Raw genomic sequence first — 19,759 nt, forward strand, 5'->3', positions numbered from 1 at the left:
ATGGCAACCATCAAAGTAGACGTCGTCAGCGCGGAAGAGGAAATCTTCTCGGGCCAGGCGAAATTCGTCGCGCTGCCGGGCGAAACGGGTGAGCTGGGCATTCTGCCGGGCCACACGCCGCTCATCACCCGGATCCGTCCGGGCGCAGTGCGCATCGAGGTCGAGAGCGGCAGCGAGGAATTCGTGTTCGTCGCCGGCGGCATTCTCGAGGTGCAGCCGGGCGCCGTGACGGTGCTCGCCGACACCGCGATCCGCGGCAAGGATCTCGACGCGGCGAAAGCCGAGGAAGCGCGCAAGCGCGCGGAAGAAACGCTGCAGAACGCGAAATCGGATCTCGACCTCGCGAAGGCGCAGTCGGAGCTGGCCACCGCGATGGCGCAGCTCGAGGCGATCCAGCGTCTCGCGAAGATCCGCAGCAAGCACTAAGCGCGCGGTTCCGCATCACGAACAAGAGCAGCCTTCGGGCTGCTCTTTTCGTTGGCGCGCCCGGGTAACACTTGATGTCGGGCGATCGTAAGGGGATGGCACAATGGCCGGATAACGACGGTAGATTCCTCTCGCGGAGACAGCATATGGCGGCAGTCCAAGGCAGCAACGCGCTCATCGCGCCCCAGGGCGGTGTTTCCTATGTCCGCGGCGCCACCGACGCGCCCTTGAACGAGGCCACGATCGGCGCGTTCCTGGCCGACGCCGCGCGGCGTTTCCCGGACCGGCCGGCGGTCGTGTTCCGCGAGCAGCAGGTGCGCTGGACCTGGCGCGAGTTCGTCGCCGAAGTCGATGTGCTTGCCGCGGGCTTCCTCGCGCTCGGCGTCGGCAAGGGCGACCGGGTCGGCATCTGGTCGCCCAACCGGGTCGAGTGGCTGCTCACCCAGTTCGCGACCGCGCGGATCGGCGCGATCCTCGTCAACATCAATCCCGCCTATCGGCTCGCGGAACTCGAATACGCGCTGAACAAGGTCGGCTGCACGCTGCTTGTCGCCGCGGAGCGCTTCAAGACCACCACGTATGCCGAGATGCTCGAGGAGATCGCGCCCGAGCTGGCCGGCGATGCGCCGGGCGCGCTGCACGCGGCGCGCGTGCCGGCGCTGCGCACGGTCGTGTCGATGGCGGACGTCGCGCCGCGCGGCATGCTGAGCTTCGCCGAGCTGCTGGCGCGCGGCCGCGCCGCGCACGATCCCGCGCGGCTCGATGCGCTCGGCGCGACGCTCGCGTCGGACGAGCCGATCAACATCCAGTTCACGAGCGGCACGACGGGCAGCCCGAAAGGGGCGACGCTCACGCACCGCAACGTCGTCAACAACGCCGGTTCGATCGCGCGCGTGATGAAGCTCACCGAACACGACGCGCTGTGCATTCCGGTGCCGCTGTACCACTGTTTCGGGATGGTGCTGGCGGTGCTCGCCTGTGTGTCGGCGGGCGCGAAGATGGTGTTTCCGGGCGAGGCGTTCGAGCCGGGCGCGGCGCTCGCGGCGGTCGCCGAGGAGCGCTGCACCGCGCTGCACGGCGTGCCGACGATGTTCATCGCGGAACTCGATCACCCCGAGTTCGAGCGCTTCGACCTCGGCTCGCTGCGCACCGGCATCATGGCGGGCTCGCCGTGCCCGATCGAGACCATGAAGCGGGTGGTGTCGACGATGCACATGGCCGAGGTGACGATCGCCTACGGGATGACGGAAACGAGCCCGGTGTCGTTCCAGAGCACGACCACCGATTCGCTCGAGAAGCGCACCACGACCGTCGGCCGGATCCAGCCGCATCTCGAGGCGAAGATCGTCGATCCGCTCGGCGCGATTGTGCCGGTCGGCGCGACGGGCGAGCTGTGCACGAAGGGCTATTCGGTGATGCAGGGCTACTGGGGCGACGAGGCGAAGACGGCCGAGGTGATCGTCGACGGCTGGATGCACACCGGCGATCTCGCGACGCTCGACGAGGAGGGCTTCTGCAACATCGTCGGCCGCCTGAAGGACATGCTGATCCGCGGCGGGGAGAACATCTATCCGCGCGAGATCGAGGAGTTCCTGTTCCGGCATCCGAAGATCCAGAGCGTGCAGGTGTTCGGCGTGCCCGATGCGAAGTACGGCGAGGAGGTGTGTGCGTGGGTCGTGCTGCGCGCGGGCGAGGCGATGAGTGACGACGAGCTGCGCGAGTTTTGCCGCGGCCAGATCGCGCACTACAAGGTGCCGCGCTATGTGCGCTTCGTCGACGCGCTGCCGATGACGGTGACGGGCAAGGTGCAGAAGTTCGTGATGCGCGACCGGATGATCGAGGAATTGCACCTCGACGTGCCGAAAACGGCCTGAGCGGCCGGGCCCGCTGCCTGTCGACGTTTTCAACGGACGAAAAAAAGCGGGCTTATTAGCCCGCTAAAAACCACACGCTACGGGGTTAGCGCGAGGAGACCATCGGTGAAGCGCATCGGTATGAGCCGACCACGACTTCAACAAGGATGCCCCTTAGAAGGGATTCGGCACGAGGCCGACGGACATGAGGTGTACTTTGCATCCGCTCACACTCGGCACACCAGACCGCATCCGTGTTGAAACCGTGAGAGGCATTGTGGGCGAATTAGGCAGGCCGCGCGGTAACAAAGTGTTTCAGGTTGTAACGCCCGCCAGATAAGGCTCTCCGGGATTTTTTACTGTCCTTTATGTGATAAAAAGTCATTTTTACCGCCATATTGGATGCATTTTCCGCATTGAATCGGGTGAATGTTTATTCTCCTGTCGCGCGGGTGGTGCCGGCGCCTGGCGGGCGCCGTCGGATATCCGTGAATTCGTGATCGGGTGAGCGCGGCAGGGCCGCGCGACGGACTACTTGAGCCAGCGATCGGAGATCGCGCGATACGCGCCGGTCTCGCGCGCGAGGTGCAGCCACTGGTCGACGTACTGCTGGAACACCACGTCGCCGCGCGGCAGCATGTAGGCCTTTTCGCCGTACTGGAACGGCTGGTCCGGGTGCACGGCGCACAGCCCCGGGTTGAGCTTCTGCTGCAGCCGGGTCTCGGAGGCGTCGGTCACCATCACGTCCGCGCGGCCGGCGAGGATTTCCTTGAAGATCGTCACGTTGTCCGGGTAGACGGTGAGATTCGCGTGGGTGAAGAACTGCTTCGCGAAGCGCTCGTTGGTGCCGCCCGGATTCACGATCACGCGGGTCGACGGCTGGTCGATCTGTGCGACGGTTTGATACTTGTCGACGTCCGCGCAGCGCACGATCGGCGTCTTGCCGTCGATCGCGTACGGCGCGCTGAAGAACACGCGCTTCTGGCGCTCCAGCGTGGTCGACACGCCGCCCACGGCGATGTCGCAGCGCGCGATGAAGTCGTCGGTGAGCGTCGGCCAGCTGGTCTTCACGAAGCTGGCCTTCACGCCGAGCGACTTCGCGAGCGATTCGGCCATGTCGATGTCGATGCCCTCGAAGCGGCCGTCGGCGCGCGCAGATGAATACGGCTTGTAGTCCCCGGTGGTGCAGATGCGCAGCGCGCCGCGCGCGAGCACGTCGTCGAGCCGCGACGGCGCGGCGTCCTGGGCGCCGGCGTGGCCTGCGGCGCAGGCGAGCGCCGCGCCGAGCGCGATCAGCGAGTGTTTCATGGAGTCTCCTTGCAAACGGGCCTGGGGAAGCGCCCGATCATAACGGAGCCGCCCCGCGCGTCATATGGACGCGAAGCGCGGGGCGGCGGGCCGCTGTCCGGTAGAATGCCCCTTTGCTTTCGCTTCGTCGGATTCACCGTGGCCCATACCCTGCTCAACGACACCTTCCTGCGCGCCCTGCTGCGCGAGCCGACCGACTACACGCCGATCTGGCTGATGCGCCAGGCCGGCCGCTACCTGCCGGAGTACCGCGCGACGCGCGCGCGTGCGGGCAGCTTCCTCGGTCTCGCGAAGAACCCGGACTACGCGACGGAAGTCACGCTGCAGCCGCTCGAGCGCTATCCGCTCGACGCAGCGATCCTGTTCTCTGACATCCTGACGATTCCCGACGCGATGGGGCTCGGCCTCGATTTCGCGACGGGCGAAGGGCCGAAGTTCGCGCATCCGGTGCGCACCGAGGCCGACGTCGCGAAGCTCGCGGTGCCCGACATCGGCGCGACGCTCGGCTATGTGACCGATGCGGTGCGCGAGATCCGCCGCGCGCTGACCGACGGCCAGGGGCGCCAGCGCGTGCCGCTGATCGGCTTTTCCGGCAGCCCGTGGACGCTCGCCTGCTACATGGTCGAGGGCGGCGGCTCCGACGATTTCCGCACCGTGAAATCGATGGCCTACGCGCGCCCGGACCTCATGCACCGGATCCTCGACATCAACGCGCAGGCGGTGGCCGCGTACCTGAACGCACAGATCGACGCGGGCGCGCAGGCCGTGATGATCTTCGACACCTGGGGCGGCGCGCTCGCGGACGGTGCGTATCAGCGCTACTCGCTCGACTACATCCGGCGCGTCGTCGCCCAGCTCAAGCGCGAGCACGACGGCGAGCGGGTGCCGGTGATCACCTTCACGAAGGGCGGCGGCCTGTGGCTCGAGGAGATCGCGCAGACGGGCGTCGACGCCGTGGGCCTCGACTGGACCGTCAACCCGGGCCGCGCGCGCGAGCGCGTGGCGGGGCAGGTGGCGCTGCAGGGCAACCTCGATCCGACCATCCTGTTCGCGCCTCCCGAGGCGATCCGCGCCGAGGCGCGCGCGGTGCTCGACAGCTACGGCAACCATCCCGGCCACGTGTTCAATCTCGGCCACGGCATCTCGCAGTTCACGCCGCCCGAGCACGTCACGGAGCTGGTCGACGAGGTGCATCGGCATAGCCGCGCGATCCGCCAGGGCACGGCCTGAAAGCGCTCCGCATGCTGCGTTGCAAGGCGAGAATGCGGGGCAGAACCGCCCCGATCGCTCGCCGGCCTTGACCGCATGCCGATCCGATGCTTGTCAAGACTTGACTTATACACATTTCAGTCGTTGCAGCGCGGTAGACACCCGTATCGCAGGCCGCGTCTCGCTATGATCGTGGAAATTAGATAGCAGCCTTACGGGATAAGGCTTTGCGGCCACCGGGCCTAATCTCGAAAAAGCGACGGGCTGCCGGACACAAGGCCGTTCCAGCGTCGATCGACGGAAGTTCTCAACAAAGTTATCCACAGGCTGCACGGGTGGCCGCGATTCCTAATGAGAATCCAAAACTTAGCGCCGAAAGTGATGTTTTACTTTAACTTCGCCTCCGCGACGGGCGTTTGCGCGGCGCGGGCGCCCGCGCCGTCGGCGGCGCGGCGATGACGGATTGCTTCGTCCGCGTCGCGCTCGACCATCCGCTGCAGACGCTGTTCGACTACCGCTACCGCATGGACCTGCCGCCGGTGCCCGGCATGCTCGTCCAGGTGCCGTTCGGGCGGCGTCTCGCGGTTGGGCTCATCTGCGAAGTGACGGCTCGCAGTGACGTCCCCGCGGCGCGGGTGAAGGACGTCGAGGCGCTCTGCGCGGAGCTGCCGCCGCTGTCGGCGCACTGGCTCGACCTCGTGTCGTTCGCCGCCGACTATTACCAGCGCGGCCGCGGCGAAGTGGCGCTGCCGGCGTTGCCGCAGGCGCTGCGCGACGCCGGGCGCTGGGGTCGGCTGCTCGCGCCCGAGCTGCGCTACCGGCTGCTGCCGGCGGGCCGCGAGGCCCTGCCCGACGCGCTGCCGGCGCGCGCGGGGGCGCTGCGCCGGCTCGCGCTGGCGCTCGGCGAGGCGGTCGTGGCGCTGTCGCTCGTCGAGGTGCGTGCGCTTCACCCCAAGGCGGTTGCGACGCTCGACGAATGGCAGGCGCGCGGCTGGGTCGCCTGCGACGAGATCGCGGTCGGCGCGGCGCAAGCGGGCGCCGCGCCGGCGGCCGCCGACGCGCGCGATGCGACGCCGCCGCAACTCACCGATCAACAGGCCGAGGCGCTCGACGCGATCACGGCCGCGCAAGGCTTCGCGCCGTTCCTGCTGCACGGTGTGACGGGCAGTGGCAAGACCGAGGTGTATCTGCGCGCGCTCGCGGCGCTCCTGTCCGCGCGGCCCGACGCACAGGCGCTCGTGCTCGTGCCCGAGATCAACCTGACGCCGCAGTTCGAGGCCGCGTTTCGCGCGCGCTTCGCGGCCAGCCTGCCGGGCGACGCGATCGTCACGCTCCACAGCGGCCTCGCCGAGGGCGAACGGGCGCGTCACTGGCTCGCCGCGCACACCGGCCGCGCGCGCATCGTGCTCGGTACGCGGCTCGCGGTGCTCGCGTCGCTGCCGACGCTCGCGCTGATCGTCGTCGACGAGGAGCACGAGCCTGCGTACAAGCAGCAGGAAGGCTTGCGCTATTCGGCGCGCGATCTTGCGGTCTGGCGCGCGAAGCAACTGGCGATTCCGGTCGTGCTGGGCTCGGCGACGCCGTCGCTCGAAACCTGGTGGCAGGCCGAGCAGGGGCGCTACACGCGGCTCACGCTGTCGCGGCGCGCGGTGGCCGACGCGGTGCTGCCGAGCGTGCGCCTGATCGATCTCGAAGAGGAGCGGCGACGCGGGCGCGCCTCGCAGGGCGGGCTGTCCGGCCCGCTCGTCGCCGCGCTGAAGGCGCGCGTCGAGCGCGGCGAGCAAAGCCTGGTGTTCCTGAACCGGCGCGGCTATGCACCGGCGCTCGCGTGCGACGCCTGCGGCTGGGTCGCCGGCTGCCCGCGCTGCAGCGCCTACGTGGTGCTGCACAAGCCGGAGCGCGCGCTGCGCTGCCACCATTGCGGCTGGGAATCACGGATTCCGCACAATTGCCCCGAGTGCGGCAACGTCGACATCGCGCCGCTCGGGCGCGGCACGCAGCGGGTCGAGGAGACGCTCGCGGAGGCGGTGCCGGGCGCGCGGGTGCTGCGCATCGACGCTGACAGCACGCGCCGCAAGGGCAGCGCGCAGGCGCTGTTTTCCGACGTGCACGCGGGCGAGGTCGATATCCTGGTCGGCACGCAGATGATCGCGAAGGGGCACGATTTCCAGCGCGTATCCCTGGTCGGCGTGCTGAACGCCGACACCGCGCTGTTCTCGCACGACTTCCGTGCGAGCGAGCGGCTGTTCGCGCAGCTGATGCAGGTGAGCGGCCGCGCGGGCCGCGCGGGCCTGCCCGGCGAGGTGCTGATCCAGACCCGCTATCCGCGCCACGCGCTCTATCACGCGCTGACGCGGCACGATTACGTGGGGTTCGCGAATGCGACGCTCGGCGAGCGGCGCGACGCGCACCTGCCGCCGTTCGTCTATCAGGCGCTGCTGCGCGCCGAGGGGCGCACGATCGACGCCGCGCTGGCGTTCCTGCAGCAGGCCGCCGCGGCGCTGGCCGGCTTGCCCGGCGCGGAGCGCGTCACGGTCTACGATGCCGTGCCGATGACGATCGTGAAGGTGGCGAATGTCCACCGCGCGCAACTGCTGCTCGAAAGCGCGTCGCGCGCGGCGCTGCAGCATACGCTGCGCGCGTGGCATCCGGTGCTGCGCGCGTTGAAGGGGGTGTTGCGCTGGGGCGTCGAGGTCGATCCGCTCGACATCTGACGCCGCGCTATTCGTGCGCCCGCAGCGTGCGCCGTTCGAGGCGCGCGAGATCGAGGGCCTGGCCCACGACCGGCGAGGCGCCGCGCACGAATATGATCACGCCCGCCACCCAGCCCGCCAACACAATTCCAATGACTACCCAAGCGTCCATCTTGCCTCCTCGCGGCCGCGCGAAGGGGCGGCCGCATGCTACCCGGGTATACGGCCACATCCACGGCAATCTGTAGCCAGCAAATCTGACAGGGATAAGGGAAAATACCGATCGCCGAGGGGGCTGGTGCGACCCGGTTGCACGAGTGTAAGATATTGATAATAAATAGCTTTATAAGGGTGCAACCAATCTTTTGATTTGGTTGCACCTTTTTATTGGGTGGCTTACGATTCCGCGCATCTTCCCCCGTCACCCGCCGGCACCGCGCCGGACAAGAAGGAACCATGGCAAGCACCACCCTAGGCGTCAAAGTCGACGACCTGCTGCGCTCGCGCCTGAAGGACGCGGCGTCGCGGCTCGAACGCACTCCTCACTGGCTGATCAAGCAGGCGATCTTCGCCTACCTCGAACGCATCGAGCATGGCCAGTTGCCGCCCGAGCTGTCCGGCCATCCGGGCGTTACCGAGCTGTCCGATCATCCGGCGGAGTCGGACGAGGATGGCGCGCCGCATCCGTTCCTCGAGTTCGCGCAGAGCGTGCAGCCGCAATCGGTGCTCCGCGCCGCGATCACGGCCGCGTACCGCCGGCCCGAGCCCGAGTGCGTGCCGTTCCTGCTGGGCCAGGCGCGCCTGCCCGCGAACCTCGCGGCCGACGTGCAGACGCTCGCCGGCACGCTCGTCGAGGCGCTGCGCGAGAAGAGCACGGGCGGGGGCGTCGAGGGCCTGATCCACGAGTTCTCGCTGTCGAGCCAGGAAGGCGTCGCGCTGATGTGTCTCGCGGAGGCGCTGCTGCGGATTCCCGATCGCGCGACCCGCGACGCGCTGATCCGCGACAAGATCAGCAAGGGCGACTGGCGCTCGCACGTCGGCCACGCGCCGTCGCTGTTCGTGAACGCCGCGACCTGGGGGCTGATGATCACGGGCAAGCTCGTGACGACCAACAGCGAGGCGGGCCTGTCGTCGGCGCTCACGCGTCTGATCGGCAAGGGCGGGGAGCCGCTGATCCGCAAGGGCGTCGACATGGCGATGCGCCTGATGGGCGAGCAGTTCGTGACGGGCGAGACGATCTCGGAGGCGCTCGCGAACAGCCGCAAGTACGAAGCGCGCGGCTTCCGTTACTCGTACGACATGCTGGGCGAGGCGGCCACCACCGAGGAGGATGCGCAGCGCTACTACGCATCGTACGAGCAGGCGATCCACGCGATCGGCAAGGCCGCGGGCGGCCGCGGCATCTATGAAGGCCCGGGCATCTCGATCAAGCTGTCGGCGCTGCATGCGCGGTATTCGCGCGCGCAGCAGGAGCGCACGATGAGCGAGCTGCTGCCGCGGGTGCGCGCGCTCGCGCTGCTGGCGCGCCGCTACGATATCGGCCTCAACATCGACGCCGAGGAGGCCGACCGCCTCGAGCTGTCGCTCGACCTGCTCGAGGCGCTGTGCTTCGACCCGGAGCTGGCCGGCTGGAACGGCATCGGCTTCGTGGTGCAGGCCTACCAGAAGCGCTGCCCGTTCGTGATCGACTACCTCGTCGATCTCGCGCGCCGCAGCCGTCACCGCCTGATGGTGCGGCTCGTCAAGGGCGCTTATTGGGATTCCGAAATCAAGCGCGCGCAGGTGGACGGCCTCGAAGGCTATCCGGTCTACACGCGCAAGATCTACACCGACGTGTCCTACCTCGCGTGCGCGAAGAAGCTGCTCGGCGCGCCCGACGCCGTGTATCCGCAGTTCGCGACCCACAACGCGCACACGCTGTCCGCGATCTACCACCTGGCCGGCCAGAACTACTACCCGGGCCAGTATGAATTCCAGTGCCTGCACGGCATGGGCGAGCCGCTGTACGAGGAAGTCACGGGCCGCGACAAGATGAACCGGCCGTGCCGCGTGTACGCGCCCGTCGGCACCCACGAGACGCTGCTTGCCTACCTGGTGCGTCGTCTGCTCGAGAACGGCGCGAACACCTCGTTCGTGAACCGCATCGCCGACAAGACGGTGTCGGTGAAGGAACTGATCGCGGATCCGGTCGACGAGGCGTCGAAGCTCGCGCCGCTCGGCGCGCCGCACGCGAAGATCCCGCTGCCGCGCCAGCTGTATGGCGACGAACGGCCCAACTCGATGGGCCTCGACCTGTCGAACGAACACCGGCTCGCGTCGCTGTCGTCGGCGCTGCTCGCGAGCGCGCATCATCCGTGGCGCGCCGCGCCGCTGCTCGCGGACGACGCGCTCCCCGACGCCCCCGCGCGCGACGTGCGCAACCCGGCCGACCTGCGCGACCTGGTCGGCACGGTCAGCGAGGCGACGTCCGAGCAGGTGGGCGCGGCGCTCGCGCACGCCGTGGCCGCCGCGCCGATCTGGCAGGCGACGCCCGTCGACGCGCGCGCCGACTGTCTCGCGCGCGCGGCCGACCTGCTCGAAGCGCAGATGCACACGCTGATGGGCCTCGTCGTGCGCGAGGCGGGCAAGTCGCTGCCGAACGCGGTCGCGGAAATCCGCGAGGCGATCGACTTCCTGCGCTACTACTCGGCGCAGATCCGCGACGAGTTCTCGAACGACACGCATCGCCCGCTGGGCCCCGTCGTCTGCATCAGCCCGTGGAATTTCCCGCTCGCGATCTTCATGGGCCAGGTGGCCGCCGCGCTCGCGGCCGGCAACACCGTGCTCGCGAAGCCGGCCGAGCAAACCCCGCTGATCGCCGCGCAGGCCGTGCGGCTGTTGCGCGAGGCCGGCGTGCCGGCGGGCGCGGTGCAGCTGCTGCCCGGCGACGGCGAGACGGTCGGCGCGGCGCTCGTGGCCGATCCGCGCACCCGTGCGGTGATGTTCACCGGCTCGACCGAAGTCGCGCGCCTGATCAACAAGACGCTGGCGTCGCGCCTCGACCCGGACGGCAAGCCGATTCCGCTGATCGCGGAGACGGGCGGCCAGAACGCGATGATCGTCGACTCGTCGGCGCTCGCCGAGCAGGTGGTCGCGGACGTCATGCAGTCGTCGTTCGACTCGGCCGGTCAACGGTGTTCGGCGCTGCGCGTTCTGTGTCTGCAGGACGATGTCGCGGATCGCACGCTGACGATGCTGAAAGGCGCGATGCGCGAGCTGGCGCTCGGCAACCCGGACCGCCTGTCGACCGACGTCGGCCCGGTGATCGACGCCGACGCGAAGCGCATGATCGACACGCACATCGCGACGATGAAGGACAAGGGGCACGGCGTGACCCAGCTGCCCGCGCCGGAGCACTGCGCGCAGGGCACCTTCGTGCCGCCGACGCTGATCGAGATCAACAGCATCGACGAGCTCAAGCGCGAGGTGTTCGGGCCGGTGCTGCACGTCGTACGCTATCGCCGTGCGGGGCTCGACAAGCTGCTCGAACAGATCCGCGCGACGGGCTATGGCCTCACGCTCGGGATCCACACGCGGATCGACGAGACGATCGCGCATGTGATCGGGCATGCGCACGTCGGCAACATCTACGTGAACCGCAACGTGATCGGCGCGGTGGTCGGGGTCCAGCCGTTCGGCGGCGAGGGCCTGTCGGGCACGGGTCCGAAGGCGGGCGGCGCGCTCTACCTGCAGCGCCTGCTCGCGACGCGGCCGGCGGGCCTGCCGAAGTCGCTCGCGACCTCGCTGGTCGCGGATGCGGCGACGGACGGCGCGGCCGCGCAGCCGACGGCGGCGCTGACCGCGCTGCGCGACTGGCTGATCGAGCAGCGCGAGCCGGCCTGCGCGGCGCGTTGCGACGGCTACCTGTCGCACGTGCCGGCGGGTGCAACCGCGGTGCTCGCAGGGCCGACGGGCGAGCGCAACACGTATACACTCGGGGCGCGCGGCACGGTGCTGTGCGTCGCGGCGACGCCGGGCGGCGCGCGCGCGCAGTTCGCGGCGGTGCTCGCGACTGGCAACCGCGCATTGTTCGCCGGCGCGGCGGGCGAGGCGCTGGCGGCTGCGCTGCCGGCCGCGCTGAAGCCGTACGCGAGCGTGCGCAAGCAGGCCGACGCGTCGTTCGACGCGGTGCTGTTCGAAGGCGACAGCGACGAGCTGCTCGCGCTGGTGAAGGAGGTCGCGCAACGGCCGGGGCCGATCGTGTCGGTGCAGGGCGTGGCGGCGGGTGCGTTCGAGCACGGCGATGAGGATTACGCGCTCGAACGCTTGTTGACCGAGCGTTCGGTCAGCGTGAATACCGCGGCGGCGGGCGGCAATGCAAATTTGATGACGATCGGCTAGCCATCCTGGCTGATCGACTCAAGCAAACGGAAGCGGCACGGTGAACCCGATGCCGCTCCATTTACCCTGGTACCTAGGAGAAGCTATGCAACACACGATGAAAAAGCTGGCAGGCGCGACGTTCGTTGCGGTCATGTCGCTCGCGGGGACGGCGCATGCAGATGACGTCAAGATTGGCTATGCAGGGCCGATGACGGGTGCCCAGGCTCACTACGGCAAGGACATGCAGAACGGCATCGCGCTCGCGATCGACGACATCAACGCGTCGAAGCCGACGATCGGCGGCAAGCCCATCAAGTTCGTGCTCGACACGCAGGACGACCAGGCCGATCCGCGCACCGGCACGACGGTGGCCCAGAAGCTCGTCGACGACGGCATCAAGGGCATGCTCGGCCACTTCAATTCGGGCACGACGATCCCGGCATCGCGCATCTACGCGAACGCGGGCATCCCGCAGATCGCGATGGCGACCGCGCCCGAGTACACGCAGCAAGGCTACAAGACGACCTTCCGGATGATGACGTCCGACACGCAGCAGGGCTCGGTGGCGGGCACCTTCGCGGTGAAGGATCTCGGCATGAAGAAGATCGCGATCGTCGACGACCGCACCGCGTACGGCCAGGGCCTCGCCGATCAGTTCGAGAAGGCGGCGAAGGCGGCGGGCGGCACGATCATCGATCGCGAGTTCACCAACGACAAGGCGGTCGACTTCAAGGCGATTCTGACCAAGATCAAGTCGTCGAAGCCGGACCTCGTCTACTACGGCGGCGCGGATTCGCAAGCCGCGCCGATGGCCAAGCAGATGAAGACGCTCGGCCTCACGGCGCCGCTGATGGGCGGCGAGATGGTCAAGACCCCGACCTTCCTGAAGATCGCGGGCGACGCGGCCAACGGCACGATCGCCTCGCTGGCGGGCCTGCCGCTGACCGAAATGCCGGGCGGCAAGGCGTACGCGGACAAGTACAAGAAGCGCTTCGGCGAAGACGTGCAGACCTACTCGCCGTATGCCTACGACGGCGCGATGGCGATGTTCGACGCGATGAAGAAGGCGAACTCGACGGATCCGGCCAAGTACCTGCCGTTCCTCGCGAAGACCGACATGGCGGGCGTGACCTCGACGCACGTCGCGTATGACGCGAAGGGCGACCTGAAGAACGGTGGCATCACGATGTACAAGGTCGAGAACGGCGACTGGAAGCCGCTGAAGAGCATCGGCGGCAAGTAAGCGCGGATTCGATCCGGGCATCAAGGGCGGCGCCTTCGGGCGCCGCTTTTTTTCGCGCGGCGTGCGGGCCATGACCTCAGCGCATGGCCCGCATGACAACTTTTCGATTGTCCGCATCCGGCGCCTGAGGCTCAATCCGTTGACGGACGGCGCGCGGCCAGGTCGCTCCGCCGTGTTCTACACCAGGAGGAGAGCCATGCAGAGCGCCGCCGCGCCCCGTTCGAAGCTGCCCGACGTCGGCACGACGATCTTCACCGTGATCGGCCAGCTGGCCGCCGAATACGATGCGCTGAACCTGTCGCAGGGGGCGCCCAACTTCGCGCCCGACCCGGCGCTCGTCGAGCGCGCGAGCCGCGCGATGCGCGACGGACACAATCAGTACGCGCCGATGGCCGGCGTCGCCGCGCTGCGCGACGCGCTCGCTGACAAGACCGAGCGCCTGTACGGCACCCGCTACGATCCGGCCACGGAGATCACCGTGGTCGCGAGCGCGAGCGAGGGGCTCTACGCGGCGATCAGCGCGCTCGTGCATCCCGGCGACGAGGTGATCTACTTCGAGCCGTCGTTCGACAGCTATGCGCCGATCGTGCGCCTGCAGGGCGCGACGCCCGTCGCGCTCAAGCTCGCGGTGCCGACGTTCCGGATCGACTGGGACGCGGTCGCGGCCGCGCTCACGCCGCGCACGCGCATGCTGATCCTCAACACGCCGCACAATCCGACCGCGACGATCCTCGGCGACGACGATCTCGTGCGGCTCGCGGCGCTCACGCGCGACACCGGCATCGTGATTCTGTCGGACGAGGTGTACGAGCACGTCGTGTTCGACGGCGCGCGCCATCTCGGCATGGCGCGCGACCCCGCGCTCGCGGCGCGCAGCGTGATCGTGTCGTCGTTCGGCAAGTCGTATCACGTGACCGGCTGGCGGATCGGCTATTGCCTCGCGCCCGCCGCGCTGATGGACGAGATCCGCAAGGTGCATCAGTTCATGGTGTTCTCGGCCGATACGCCGATGCAGCATGCGTTCGCCGAGACGCTCGCGGAGCCGTCCTCGTATCTCGGGCTCGGCGCGTTCTACCAGCGCAAGCGCGACCTGTTCGCCGCTGCGCTCGCCGGGTCGCGCTTCGAACTGCTGCCGAGCGAGGGCTCGTTCTTCATGCTCGCGCGCTTCCGGCATTTTTCCGACGAATCCGACAGCGCGTTCGTGCAGCGGCTGATTCGCGACGCGCGCGTCGCGACGATCCCGTTGTCGGCGTTCTACACGGACGGCACCGACACGGGCTTGATCCGCCTCAGCTTCGCGAAGGACGACGCGACGCTGCTCGAAGGCGCGCGGCGCCTGTGTGGCGTGTGACGCCGCGCATTCCACTGTTGCCAAGGAGAATTTCGATGAAACGATTGACCTTCCGATTCGCGCTGGCCGGCGCGCTGGGCTTGCTTTGCATCGCGGGCGGCGGCGTGGCGTGGGCCGCCGATGCGTCGCAGACGCTGCGCTTCGGCGTCGAGGCGCAGTATCCGCCGTTCGAATCGAAGGCGGCCGACGGTTCGCTGCAGGGTTTCGACATCGATGTCGGCAATGCGGTCTGCCAGGCGGCGAAGCTCAGCTGCAAATGGGTCGAGACGTCGTTCGACGGCTTGATCCCGGCCCTGCAGGGGCGCAAGTTCGATGCGATCAATTCGTCGATGAACGCCACCGCGCAGCGACGCCAGGCGATCGATTTCTCGACGATCGTCTATCACGTGCCGACCCGTTTGATCGCGCGCGTGTCGAGCGGGCTCGGCTCCACACCCGAGGTGCTCAAGGGGCGCAGGGTGGGCGTGCTGCAGGGCTCGATCCAGGAGACCTACGCGAAGGTGCACTGGGCGCCGGCGGGCGTGGGCGTCGTGTCGTACCAGGACCAGAATCAGGCCTATGCGGACCTCGTCGCCGGGCGGCTCGACGCGACGCTGGTGCTCGCGCCGGCTGGTCAGCGCGGGTTCCTGTCGCGTCCGGACAGCAAGGGCTTCGGGTTCGTCGGCGAGCCGGTGCGCGACGAGCGGATCCTCGGCAACGGCGTGGCGTTCGGTTTGCGCAAGGGCGACGACGCGCTGCGCGTGCGCCTGAACGCGGCGATCGAGCGGCTCAAGGCCGACGGCACCGTGGCGGCGCTGGGCCGCAAGTATTTCGGCGAGATCGATATTTCCGTGCGGTGAGCGGGTGGGCGCGCGGGAGGTTCCCGTGCGCGATCGTGAGGCCGGTCTTGCTTGAACGCTCACCTCGGGCGCTCACCTCGGGCACTTACCTCGGGCACTTACCTCAGGCGCTCACCTCAGGCGCTCACCTCAGGCGCTCACCTCAGGCGCTCACCTCAGGCGTCCGCCTGCGACAGGCGTTCGGCGATGTCCCGCAGCCATGCCTCGCTCCAGGTCAGCGCGCCGACCTTCAAATGCTCGACGACGCTGCGCACCCAGCCCAGCTCGGCTTCGAGCGTCGCCTCCAGCAGTTCGCTATCCAGCAGGAACAGGCGTGGAATCTGCCGCGCCTGCGCTTCATTGCGCGCGGCTTCAAGGCGCGCCAGTTCACTTTCGAGCGCGCCGATGCGCGCGTCGAGCTGGCGCCGCGCATCCTCGACCGACAGCAGCGGCAGGATCGACAACGCAACCGGAAACGACGGGAATTCGCGCGCGGGTTCCGCGAGCTGCTCGCGCAGCCATGCGCGCGCCGTGTCGCGGCCCAGGTTGGTGATCGCGTAGACGGTGCGCTCGGGAAACGCGCCGTCGCGCGCGGTGTCGTGCACGACGATCAGCGCGTCGCGCAGCAGACGGTCGAGGGTCTGGTACAGGCTGTTGCGCTGCCGGACGTTGATGACCTCGTCCTTGCCGCGCAGCTTGATCAACTGCTGGATGCGGTAGGCGTGCATCGGCGCTTCGGTGAGCATGGCAAGCACGGCCAGCGCCAGGGGGGAGTAGCGAGACATGATATGAATAGTTCATTTATGTCTAGTTATTCTATGACTAGTCATGAATGAACTCAAGCCGGAACTCATCCGCCCCGGCTGTCCGCCAGCCCTTAGCCGACGTGCGTGCGCTTCGCGGGCGGCGCGACGGTTTCCATCGTCGCGAGGCCATGCACGATGCCGCAGTCCTCGACCGTATGCTCGCCCTGGCATTGCTCGCGCAGCACGGCGAGCTGCGTCTTCAGGTGCTGCAGCTCGGTCAGGCGCGCCTCGACGTGGCCGATGTGCTCGTCGAGCAGCGTGTTGATCGAGTCGCAGCGGTCGGCGGGATCGTCGGTCAGGCGCAGCAGCGCGCGAATCTCGTCGTGCGTCATGTCGAGCGCGCGGCAATTGCGGATGAAGCGCAGGCGCTCGACGTGCGTCTCCGTGTAGTTGCGGTAGTTCGAATCGGTCCGCTCCGCATCGGGCATCAGGCCCTCTTTCTCGTAAAAACGGATCGTCTCGGGGGTGCAGCGGGCAGCCTTGGCCAATTCACCGATCTTCATTCCACTCTCCTTACGGAACACTTGACCCTGTAGTGGCTTCAAGGTGTTAACTGTACACCGTCAGCTAATCAGGAGGTTGCAATGACCGAAGCCACCCAGGCGCGAGACCGGCTCCGCGACGCGGAACATGTCCACGACGAAACGTGCGCAGGCGCGCACGGGCACGCTCATCGCGGCCATGCACACGGCCAGGACGGCCACGTTCATGGCGCGCCGGGGCGCGTCGATGCGCCGCGTGCGCAAACGCACGATCACGCGCACGGTGCGGGCTGCGGCCACGACCACGAACATGGCCGCGAGCACGAGCATGCACCGGCTCGCGGGGGCGTCGATACGCCGCGCGTGGACGGGCGCGAGCACGCGCATGATCACGCGCACGGCGGGGGTTGCCGCCACGACCATGAGCAAGCATCCGTTCGCGAGGGTGTCGATACGCCGCGCACAAAGGAGCACGAGCACACGCACGGCGCGAGCTGCGGTCATAGCCACGATCACGCTCATGCGCACGACCACGACCACGACCACGGCCACGGCACAGACAGCTGCTGCGCGCCGGCCGCGCTCGCACTCGCGCCGCTGCCGGGGGCCAGCGCGGCAGCGAACGGCAACCTGCGTTCGGCGTTCCGGATCATGCAGATGGACTGCCCGACCGAGGAAACGCTGATCCGCAAGAAGCTCGGCGGCATGAAGGAAGTGGCGACGCTCGAATTCAACCTGATGCAGCGCATGCTGACGGTCGAGCACGTGCCGGGCGCGGAAGCCGCGATCACGAGCGCGATCCGTTCGCTCGGCATGACGCCGGAAGCCGCCGGCAACGCCGGCCCCGGCCCCGCGGCGCTGCCCGCCGAGCGCGCGAAGCCGTGGTGGCCGCTCGCGCTGGCGGGCGTCGCGGCGATCGCGTCGGAGGCGGCCACCTGGTTCGGGCTGCCGACCTGGCTCGCGGCCGGGCTCGCGGTGCTGGCGGTCGCTGCCTGCGGCCTCACCACCTACAAGAAAGGCTGGATCGCGATCCGCAACGGCAACCTCAACATCAATGCGCTGATGAGCATTGCGGTGACGGGCGCGATGGTGATCGGTCAATGGCCGGAGGCCGCGATGGTGATGGTGTTGTTCACCATCGCGGAATTGATCGAGGCGAAGTCGCTCGATCGCGCGCGCAACGCGATCCAGGGGCTCATGCGGCTCGCGCCGGACACCGCCACGGTGCGCCAGCCCGACGGCTCGTGGGCGACCATCGAGGCGGCGCAGGTCGTGCTCGGCGCGGTGGTGCGCGTGAAGCCGGGCGAGCGCATCGGCCTCGACGGCGAGATCGTGTCCGGCCGCTCGACCGTGAACCAGGCGCCGATCACCGGCGAAAGCCTGCCCGTCGAAAAAGGCCAGGGCGATCCGGTGTTCGCCGGCACCATCAACGAATCGGGCTCGTTCGAGTATCGGGTCACGGCCGTGGCGGGCAACACCACGCTCGCGCGCATCATCCACGCCGTCGAGGAGGCGCAGGGCGCCAAGGCGCCGACGCAGCGCTTCGTCGATCAGTTCGCGCGGGTCTATACGCCGGTCGTGTTCGCGATCGCCTTGCTGGTCGCGATCGTGCCGCCGCTCCTGATCGACGGCGCATGGCGCGACTGGATCTACCGCGCGCTGGTGCTGCTCGTGATCGCGTGCCCGTGCGCGCTGGTGATCTCGACGCCGGTGACGATCGTGTCCGGCCTCGCGGCGGCCGCGCGACGCGGCATTCTCGTGAAGGGCGGCGTGTACCTGGAGGAAGGCCGCAAGCTGGTCTGGCTGGCACTCGACAAGACCGGCACGATCACGCACGGCAAGCCGGTGCAGACCGATTTCGAGCTGCGCGCGGCCGATGTCGACGCGGCGCGCGTGCGCCATCTGGCGGCCAGTCTCGCGAGCCGTTCCGACCACCCGGTGTCGCAGGCGGTTGCGGCGGCGGCGCGCGGCGACGCGGCGCCGGCCGGCGCGTTCGCGGAAGTGGCCGAGTTCGAGGCGATCCCCGGGCGCGGCGTGCGCGGCACGATCGACGGCACGGCCTACTGGCTCGGCAACCATCGCCTCGTCGAGGAGCTGAAGCGTTGCTCGCCTGCGCTGGAAGAGCGGCTCGACGCGCTCGAGAAGCAGGGCAAGACGGTCGTGATGCTGATCGACGCCGCGCGGGTGCTGGGGCTGTTCGCAGTCGCGGACACGGTGAAGGAGACGAGCCGCGAGGCCGTCGCTGAACTGCACGCGCTCGGCATCCGCACCGCGATGCTGACGGGCGACAACCCGCATACGGCGTCGGCGATCGCGGCCCAGGTCGGGATCGACGATGCGCGCGGCAACCAGCTGCCCGAAGACAAGCTCGCGGCGGTCAACGAGCTGGCGGCGGGGCCGGGCGCGGTCGGGATGGTCGGCGATGGCATCAACGACGCGCCGGCGCTCGCGCGCGCTGATATCGGTTTCGCGATGGGCGCGATGGGCACCGATACGGCGATCGAGACGGCCGACGTCGCGCTGATGGACGACGACCTGCGCAAGATTCCCGCGTTCGTGCGCCTGTCGCGCGCGACCCACCGCGTGCTGGTGCAGAACATCGGTTTCGCGTTGCTGGTGAAGCTGGTGTTCCTCGGTCTCACTATCGCGGGGCTCGGCACGATGTGGATGGCGGTGTTCGCGGACGCGGGCGCGAGCCTGATCGTGGTCGGCAACGGCCTGCGTCTATTGCGTCAACAACGTTGAACGGAGGCGGAAGATGAGTCTGCTCAAATGGATCACCGGCGGCCACGGCCGCGGACATGGCGGGGGTTTTTCGCGCGGGCACGGCGGCGGCCACGGCGGCTACGGCTGGGGCAACCAGGGCGGCCATTCGAACGGTGGCTTTCCGCCGCCGTCGGGCAGCGGTCCGCTGCAAAACCTGGCTTGTGCGCGCTGCGGCGCGCTCAACGGCGCGGCTGCGCAGTTCTGTTCGCAATGCGGCGCGTCGCAGAAGCCCGCCGCGTGCGGCAAATGCAGCGCGGCGCTCGATGCGGCCGCGCGCTTCTGCCAGCAGTGCGGGACGCAGGTCGCCTAGACCAGGCGCGGGCCGGAGGGCGGGCGGATGCCCGCCCTCCGGCGCTTTCACTCGGCGCTTTCACTCGGCGCTTTCACTCGGCGCTTTCACTCGGCGCTTTCACTCGGCGCTTTCACTCGGCGCTTTCACTCG

General features: G+C 68.6%; 14 protein-coding genes. 10 read left to right on the plus strand and 4 right to left on the minus strand.

The features are described from left to right. Both AC1RQF_RS04320 and AC1RQF_RS04325 read left to right on the plus strand, forming a co-directional pair. Nucleotides 1-426: a F0F1 ATP synthase subunit epsilon gene (locus tag AC1RQF_RS04320; protein WP_274000177.1), complete on the plus strand. Its 426-nt coding sequence runs from the start codon at nucleotides 1-3 to the stop codon at nucleotides 424-426. Between the two features lie 146 nt (nucleotides 427-572). Continuing rightward, complete coding sequence (locus AC1RQF_RS04325; protein ID WP_274000179.1) at nucleotides 573-2,300, plus strand: AMP-binding protein; 1,728 nt, start codon at nucleotides 573-575, stop codon at nucleotides 2,298-2,300. A gap of 510 nt (nucleotides 2,301-2,810) precedes the next feature. Here the strand turns inward: AC1RQF_RS04325 and AC1RQF_RS04330 are convergent. After that, the gene (locus AC1RQF_RS04330; RefSeq protein ID WP_492871382.1) at nucleotides 2,811-3,587 is read right to left on the minus strand and encodes a transporter substrate-binding domain-containing protein; all 777 of its coding nucleotides are present in this window, start codon (nucleotides 3,585-3,587) and stop codon (nucleotides 2,811-2,813) included. A gap of 138 nt (nucleotides 3,588-3,725) precedes the next feature. On the opposite strand from AC1RQF_RS04330, the gene hemE reads away from it, so the two are divergent. Together hemE and AC1RQF_RS04340 are read left to right on the plus strand one after the other, a co-directional pair. Next, the gene (gene hemE, locus AC1RQF_RS04335; RefSeq protein WP_337995301.1) at nucleotides 3,726-4,817 is read left to right on the plus strand and encodes a uroporphyrinogen decarboxylase; all 1,092 of its coding nucleotides are present in this window, start codon (nucleotides 3,726-3,728) and stop codon (nucleotides 4,815-4,817) included. 434 nt (nucleotides 4,818-5,251) lie between these two features. Next, entirely contained in the window at nucleotides 5,252-7,510 is a 2,259-nt protein-coding gene (locus tag AC1RQF_RS04340; protein WP_492871383.1) for a primosomal protein N', read from the plus strand. Between the two features lie 7 nt (nucleotides 7,511-7,517). On the opposite strand, the gene AC1RQF_RS04345 is transcribed toward AC1RQF_RS04340, so the two are convergent. Continuing rightward, nucleotides 7,518-7,661 carry a hypothetical protein gene (locus tag AC1RQF_RS04345; protein WP_274004456.1) on the minus strand — a complete coding sequence of 48 codons (144 nt, stop codon included), beginning with the start codon at nucleotides 7,659-7,661 and terminating at the stop codon, nucleotides 7,518-7,520. A 284-nt stretch (nucleotides 7,662-7,945) separates the two neighbouring features. Between AC1RQF_RS04345 and putA the strand changes: the two genes are divergently transcribed. The 4 genes from putA to AC1RQF_RS04365 all read left to right on the plus strand — a co-directional run bounded on the left by putA (nucleotide 7,946) and on the right by AC1RQF_RS04365 (nucleotide 15,284). Then, nucleotides 7,946-11,869 (plus strand): trifunctional transcriptional regulator/proline dehydrogenase/L-glutamate gamma-semialdehyde dehydrogenase, encoded by a 3,924-nt coding sequence (putA, locus tag AC1RQF_RS04350; RefSeq protein ID WP_492871384.1) that lies wholly within the window; start codon nucleotides 7,946-7,948, stop codon nucleotides 11,867-11,869. Nucleotides 11,870-11,954: 85 nt separating this feature from the next. Next, nucleotides 11,955-13,094, plus strand: coding sequence for a branched-chain amino acid ABC transporter substrate-binding protein (locus AC1RQF_RS04355; protein ID WP_274000188.1), 1,140 nt, complete (start codon nucleotides 11,955-11,957; stop codon nucleotides 13,092-13,094). Nucleotides 13,095-13,290: 196 nt separating this feature from the next. Continuing rightward, nucleotides 13,291-14,445, plus strand: a complete 1,155-nt coding sequence (locus AC1RQF_RS04360) for a pyridoxal phosphate-dependent aminotransferase (protein WP_492871385.1) — start codon at nucleotides 13,291-13,293, stop codon at nucleotides 14,443-14,445. Nucleotides 14,446-14,480: 35 nt separating this feature from the next. Continuing rightward, the gene (locus tag AC1RQF_RS04365; protein ID WP_492871386.1) at nucleotides 14,481-15,284 is read left to right on the plus strand and encodes an ABC transporter substrate-binding protein; all 804 of its coding nucleotides are present in this window, start codon (nucleotides 14,481-14,483) and stop codon (nucleotides 15,282-15,284) included. A gap of 155 nt (nucleotides 15,285-15,439) precedes the next feature. Here AC1RQF_RS04365 and AC1RQF_RS04370 read toward each other — a convergent pair whose 3' ends face one another. Both AC1RQF_RS04370 and cadR read right to left on the minus strand, forming a co-directional pair. Next, nucleotides 15,440-16,048, minus strand: coding sequence for a helix-turn-helix transcriptional regulator (locus tag AC1RQF_RS04370; RefSeq protein WP_492871387.1), 609 nt, complete (start codon nucleotides 16,046-16,048; stop codon nucleotides 15,440-15,442). Nucleotides 16,049-16,140: 92 nt separating this feature from the next. Then, nucleotides 16,141-16,572 (minus strand): Cd(II)/Pb(II)-responsive transcriptional regulator, encoded by a 432-nt coding sequence (cadR, locus tag AC1RQF_RS04375; RefSeq protein ID WP_252982026.1) that lies wholly within the window; start codon nucleotides 16,570-16,572, stop codon nucleotides 16,141-16,143. Between the two features lie 81 nt (nucleotides 16,573-16,653). Here cadR and AC1RQF_RS04380 point away from each other — a divergent pair, with 81 nt between their 5' ends. Next, on the plus strand, nucleotides 16,654-19,296 hold the full coding sequence (locus tag AC1RQF_RS04380) for a heavy metal translocating P-type ATPase (protein WP_492871388.1): 2,643 nt from the start codon (nucleotides 16,654-16,656) through the stop codon (nucleotides 19,294-19,296). Nucleotides 19,297-19,309: 13 nt separating this feature from the next. After that, a complete protein-coding gene (locus tag AC1RQF_RS04385) occupies nucleotides 19,310-19,627 on the plus strand; it encodes a zinc ribbon domain-containing protein (protein ID WP_492871389.1) in 318 nt (105 codons plus the stop codon). Nucleotides 19,628-19,759: the final 132 nt, after the last annotated feature.

The organism is Burkholderia sp. GW821-FHT14F03 (genome assembly GCF_058803765.1).

Excerpts from the sequence above, each read along its gene's own strand:
- AC1RQF_RS04320 (WP_274000177.1), top strand. The coding sequence starts at position 1 with ATGGCAACCATCAAAGTAGACGTCGTCAGCGCGGAAGAGGAAATCTTC.
- AC1RQF_RS04325 (WP_274000179.1), top strand. The coding sequence starts at position 573 with ATGGCGGCAGTCCAAGGCAGCAACGCGCTCATCGCGCCCCAGGGCGGT.
- AC1RQF_RS04330 (WP_492871382.1), bottom strand. The coding sequence starts at position 3,587 with ATGAAACACTCGCTGATCGCGCTCGGCGCGGCGCTCGCCTGCGCCGCA.
- AC1RQF_RS04340 (WP_492871383.1), top strand. The coding sequence starts at position 5,252 with ATGACGGATTGCTTCGTCCGCGTCGCGCTCGACCATCCGCTGCAGACG.
- AC1RQF_RS04345 (WP_274004456.1), bottom strand. The coding sequence starts at position 7,661 with ATGGACGCTTGGGTAGTCATTGGAATTGTGTTGGCGGGCTGGGTGGCG.
- putA (WP_492871384.1), top strand. The coding sequence starts at position 7,946 with ATGGCAAGCACCACCCTAGGCGTCAAAGTCGACGACCTGCTGCGCTCG.
- AC1RQF_RS04355 (WP_274000188.1), top strand. The coding sequence starts at position 11,955 with ATGCAACACACGATGAAAAAGCTGGCAGGCGCGACGTTCGTTGCGGTC.
- AC1RQF_RS04360 (WP_492871385.1), top strand. The coding sequence starts at position 13,291 with ATGCAGAGCGCCGCCGCGCCCCGTTCGAAGCTGCCCGACGTCGGCACG.
- AC1RQF_RS04365 (WP_492871386.1), top strand. The coding sequence starts at position 14,481 with ATGAAACGATTGACCTTCCGATTCGCGCTGGCCGGCGCGCTGGGCTTG.
- AC1RQF_RS04370 (WP_492871387.1), bottom strand. The coding sequence starts at position 16,048 with ATGTCTCGCTACTCCCCCCTGGCGCTGGCCGTGCTTGCCATGCTCACC.
- cadR (WP_252982026.1), bottom strand. The coding sequence starts at position 16,572 with ATGAAGATCGGTGAATTGGCCAAGGCTGCCCGCTGCACCCCCGAGACG.
- AC1RQF_RS04380 (WP_492871388.1), top strand. The coding sequence starts at position 16,654 with ATGACCGAAGCCACCCAGGCGCGAGACCGGCTCCGCGACGCGGAACAT.
- AC1RQF_RS04385 (WP_492871389.1), top strand. The coding sequence starts at position 19,310 with ATGAGTCTGCTCAAATGGATCACCGGCGGCCACGGCCGCGGACATGGC.